At 49.5% G+C, this 4502-nt stretch carries 5 protein-coding genes; all 5 read left to right on the top strand.

What is annotated here, in order from left to right; translation table 11 throughout:
• Nucleotides 1-310 precede the first annotated feature (310 nt).
• The 5 genes from rpmE (at nucleotide 311) to LIZ87_RS21875 (ending at nucleotide 4414) form a co-directional block, all read left to right on the top strand.
• The gene (gene rpmE / locus LIZ87_RS21895; protein WP_178313531.1) at nucleotides 311-511 is read left to right on the top strand and encodes a 50S ribosomal protein L31; all 201 of its coding nucleotides are present in this window, start codon (nucleotides 311-313) and stop codon (nucleotides 509-511) included.
• A gap of 81 nt (nucleotides 512-592) precedes the next feature.
• The gene (locus LIZ87_RS21890) at nucleotides 593-1540 is read left to right on the top strand and encodes a DUF1385 domain-containing protein (protein WP_227149207.1); all 948 of its coding nucleotides are present in this window, start codon (nucleotides 593-595) and stop codon (nucleotides 1538-1540) included.
• Nucleotides 1537-2445, top strand: a complete 909-nt coding sequence (gene prmC, locus LIZ87_RS21885) for a peptide chain release factor N(5)-glutamine methyltransferase (RefSeq protein WP_178313527.1) — start codon at nucleotides 1537-1539, stop codon at nucleotides 2443-2445. Before LIZ87_RS21890 ends, prmC begins: the two co-directional genes overlap by 4 nt.
• Nucleotides 2438-3514, top strand: a complete 1077-nt coding sequence (prfA, locus tag LIZ87_RS21880) for a peptide chain release factor 1 (RefSeq protein WP_178313525.1) — start codon at nucleotides 2438-2440, stop codon at nucleotides 3512-3514. The genes prmC and prfA overlap by 8 nt, the downstream gene beginning before the upstream one ends.
• Before the next feature lie 132 nt (nucleotides 3515-3646).
• A complete protein-coding gene (locus tag LIZ87_RS21875; protein WP_227149206.1) occupies nucleotides 3647-4414 on the top strand; it encodes a GntR family transcriptional regulator in 768 nt (255 codons plus the stop codon).
• Nucleotides 4415-4502 lie beyond the last annotated feature (88 nt).

Genomic DNA, 4502 nt, shown 5'->3' with positions numbered 1-4502 from the left:
AGCATCTCTGCTTTTTAATTATTCAGTTGTAACACATGTATTGTAATCCTACAAAATCATCGGATTCGCAAGGAAAAACCCCTTGCTTTTCCCCAGATTATATGCTATACTGACTAGGCTGTCTTACTAGGCGGCAGTTTTGGCATCTGCGTGAGTCAGAACCTTACGGGGAGGGTGCGTTAAACTTAGTAAATGCTGATATCTGTGCGTTCTGGTGACGGGGACATGCCGGCTGCTTGTAATGTACAGAGGCAGATTGGCATAGAGGCCGCGGTCGGAAACCGCAAATAATATCAGAGAGGTGAAAATCATGAGGGAAGGAATCCATCCAAATTATTACCAGGCTAAGGTAGTATGCCATTGTGGCAACGAGTTCGTAACAGGCTCCACAAAGAAAGAAATCCACGTTGAGGTTTGCTCTAAGTGCCATTCATTCTACACCGGCCAGCAGAAGGCTGCTGCAGCTCGCGGACGTATTGATAAGTTCAATCGTAAATATGGCATTAAGTAATAAGCGATAAGTGATGAGGGGTTGAGCTTGGAAGCAGGCTCAGCCCTTTCTGGTTCTATGATAGAAAGGTAAGACAAGCCAATGAAATATTCAGGAATTGGCGGACAGGCTGTGATCGAGGGCATCATGATGCAGAATGGCAATGATTATGCCATTGCTGTCCGCAAGCCGGATGGGGATATTGAGGTGAAGAAGGATACCTATGTGAGTATGACAAAGAGGTACCCTCTTCTGGGGCTGCCCTTTGTGAGAGGTATTTTCAGCTTTGCAGATTCCATGATCGTGGGAATGCGGGCATTAACCTGGTCCTGCAGTTTTTTTGAGGATGATGAGGAAGCAGAGCCGGGAAGGATCGAGAAATGGCTTGATAAGGTCTTTGGAGAAAAGCTGGAGAGCGCTCTTATGACAGTGGTTATGATCCTGTCTTTTGTGATGGCGATCGGCATTTTTATGGTGCTCCCCCTGTTTATTGCCAATATCTGTAAAAAGATGATCTCCTCCGATACTGTGATGGCGATCCTGGAGGGCTTTATCCGTATCGGAATATTTATTGCATATATCAAGCTGGTATCCCGCATGGAGGATATCAAACGCACCTTTATGTACCACGGCTCTGAGCATAAGTGCATCAACTGTATTGAACATGGACACAGGCTGACAGTGGACAATGTGCGTGCCAGCTCAAAGGAGCATAAGCGTTGCGGCACCAGCTTTATTATGATCGTTATGGTGATCAGCATCCTGTTTTTTATGGTGATCCGTGTGGATACGGTGTGGCTCCGGTGCTTAAGCAGGATCCTCCTGGTCCCTGTGATCGCCGGGGTATCCTATGAGTTTCTGCGCTTTGCCGGAAGGCATGATTCAAGACTGGTAAATATCTTGAGCCGTCCAGGCATGTGGATGCAGGGCCTCACCACAACGGAACCCGATGACTCCATGATCGAGGTGGCGATTGCCGCAGTGGAGACTGTGTTTGACTGGAGGGCCTACCTGGATGAGAATTTCCCAGGCTGGGAGGAAAATCCATGACAATGCAGCAGCTGTTTTTCTGGGGAAGCGCTGTCTTAAAGGAGGCGGGAGTACCGGAGCCGGAACTGGATGCCAGGTATCTGCTCCTGCATGTGTGGAGCATTTCCTTTGCCTCCTTTTTGGCATCCAGAAATGCCCCCCTTCCAGACAACCAGGAGGCAGCAGAGAAAAGAAAACAATACGAAACACTGATATCAAAACGGGCAGGACGCATTCCTCTGCAGTATCTGACAGGAACCCAGGAATTTATGGGGCTGGAATTTCTGGTAAATGAACATGTGCTGGTGCCCCGCCAGGACACAGAAACCCTGGTGGAGCTGGTGCTGGCAGAGCAAAAGGACAGGGAGAAAGCCCTGTTAGATGTATGTACCGGATCAGGCTGCATTGCCATAAGCCTTGCGTTTTTAGGCGGCTACCGTGCAGTGACGGCTCTGGACATTTCAGCAGAGGCCCTTAGGGTGGCAGCCCAAAATGCCCAAAAGCTGCTTACGGGCCATGGCGGCACATTCTCCCTTCTGGAGAGCAACATGTTTGAGGGCATAGAAAAAAGGGAGCGGTTTGACATCATTGTGTCCAACCCGCCCTATATACCGACGGCTGTGATCGGCGGACTGGAGCCGGAGGTGCGCGATTTTGAACCCAGGCTTGCCTTAGACGGCAGGGAGGACGGATTGGAATTTTACCGCATCCTTGCGGAGCAGGGACGTGAATTTTTAGTGCCGGGCGGATATATTTATATGGAAATTGGCTGTGAGCAGGCAGAGGATGTGACCACTCTTTTTAGAGGACAGGGATACGAGAGCCTGAAAACAGTGAAGGATATGGCTGGTCTGGACCGCGTGGTGCGGGCTGTCTGGCCGGGACAGGAAATGGAGAAACGGGAGGAAGGAGAAAACGATGTTTGACAGGCTGGACGATATGTTGATTCACTATGAGGAACTGATGCTGATGTTAGGGGATCCTGCAGTGACTCAGGATACAAAGCGTTTTACGAAGCTGATGAAGGAGCAGGCAGATCTCGCTCCTATTGTGGAGGCCTACAAGCAGTACAAACAGGCAAAGCAGGACGTGGAGGACAGCCTTGCCCTTTTGGAGGAAGAGAACGACGAGGAAATGCGGGAGCTGGCAAAGGAGGAGCTGTCCGATGCAAAAAAGCGCATAGAAGAGCTGGAGCATGAGCTGAAGATCCTTCTCCTTCCAAAGGACCCAAATGATGATAAAAATATTATCCTTGAGATCCGCGCAGGCGCAGGTGGAGATGAGGCCGCCTTATTTGCAGCCGAGTTGTACCGCATGTACTCCAATTACTCTGACAGCCAGCGCTGGAAGGTAGAGATCGTAAGCCTGAATGAGAATGGGATCGGCGGCTTTAAGGAAGTGGTCGCCATGGTAACAGGCAAGGGCGCCTATTCCAAGCTGAAATACGAGAGCGGCGTGCACCGCGTACAGCGTGTGCCGGAGACAGAGTCAGGAGGCCGTATCCATACGTCCACAGCCACCGTTGCAGTAATGCCGGAGGCAGAAGAAGTGGATGTGCAGATCGACATGAACGACTGCCGCATTGATGTTATGCGTGCTTCCGGAAATGGAGGACAGTGTGTCAATACCACAGATTCCGCTGTGCGTCTGACCCATATGCCCACTGGGATCGTCATCTACAGCCAGACAGAAAAGTCACAGCTGCAGAACAAGGAAAAGGCCTTCCGCCTGCTGCGCTCAAAGCTCTATGATATGGAGCTGGAGAAGCGCCAGAACTCTGAGGCTGAGGAACGCAGGAGCCAGATCGGTACAGGAGACCGCTCCGAGAAGATCAGGACCTACAACTTCCCCCAGGGACGTGTGACAGACCACAGGATTAAGCTCACGCTGTATAAGATTGATTCGATCATGAATGGAGATATTGAAGAGCTTCTGGACAATCTGATCGCAGCTGACCAGGCTGCAAAGCTGGCAAAAATGAATGAGGCGAACTAATGGAAAGATTGCTTGCTTTCTTTATAAATGTGGGTTAAACTATCAGTAAAAGGTAGACATAACACATACGGTTTCCTTCAGAAGATCATCTCTGAGAGCTGCCGGAATTGAACATAGAAAAGAGGTTGCCCATTGTATTCAAAGGAAAATACGGTTACACCCGTTACTTCAGATGAGATTTTTAAACAGATATTAGGCCGGATCATCAGCTTGAAGCTGGAACCGGGTCAGCTGATCAGTGAGAATCAGATGTCCAAGGAATACGGAGTGTCACGCTCTGTTATCCGTACTGCTTTTACACGGCTGCGGCAGCTGGGATTTATCGAAATCTATCCTCAGAGAGGAACCTATATCAGCCTGATTGACCTGCGTCATATCTCAGATCTCCTGGTACTGAGAACGGCTGTGGAAAAGGAGGTTCTCTATGAGATCTTCCGTTTCCTGGGAGAGGAAGGAAGAGATATCCTGATAAAGCGTTTGGAAGAAAATCTGAGGGAACAGGAAAAATGCAGTGATGAGCAGGACTATTTTGGCAGATTTCCCAGTATTGATTCCGAATTTCATAAGATTATGATCGACAGTGTGGAGCGCAGTGCCATGATGAGGATGCTGGATGATATTATGCTTCATATGGCAAGATGGAGGAATTTTGATGTGGCCTTTGACAACCGCATTCCGGGACTGATCCTGGAGCACAGGGCCATCGTGGACGCGATCAAAAGCGGGGACCTGCATGCTGCTCAGGAAAGGATGGGGGAGCATTTGGAAACCATTACCGATATCGCAGAGCGTGCAGTTGCCAAATATCCTATGTGGTTTAAAGCAGACCATCTGGAATCCATTATTATGGCGGAGAGCAACAGGATCGGGAAATATCCTACCTATTTCAGAAATACATAACCGCACACAGCAGGCGGAGGCAGAGATGCCTCCGCTCAGAGTGTCGACAAAGTCGCCACTCTGTTGGAATTCATGGCTGCGCCATAAA

The sequence above is a fragment of the Lacrimispora sp. 210928-DFI.3.58 genome (assembly GCF_020554865.1).
GTDB lineage: Bacteria > Bacillota > Clostridia > Lachnospirales > Lachnospiraceae > Enterocloster.
This window is presented reverse-complemented; position numbering and strand designations above follow the sequence as displayed.

Excerpts from the sequence above, each read along its gene's own strand:
- rpmE (WP_178313531.1), top strand. The coding sequence starts at position 311 with ATGAGGGAAGGAATCCATCCAAATTATTACCAGGCTAAGGTAGTATGC.
- LIZ87_RS21890 (WP_227149207.1), top strand. The coding sequence starts at position 593 with ATGAAATATTCAGGAATTGGCGGACAGGCTGTGATCGAGGGCATCATG.
- prmC (WP_178313527.1), top strand. The coding sequence starts at position 1,537 with ATGACAATGCAGCAGCTGTTTTTCTGGGGAAGCGCTGTCTTAAAGGAG.
- prfA (WP_178313525.1), top strand. The coding sequence starts at position 2,438 with ATGTTTGACAGGCTGGACGATATGTTGATTCACTATGAGGAACTGATG.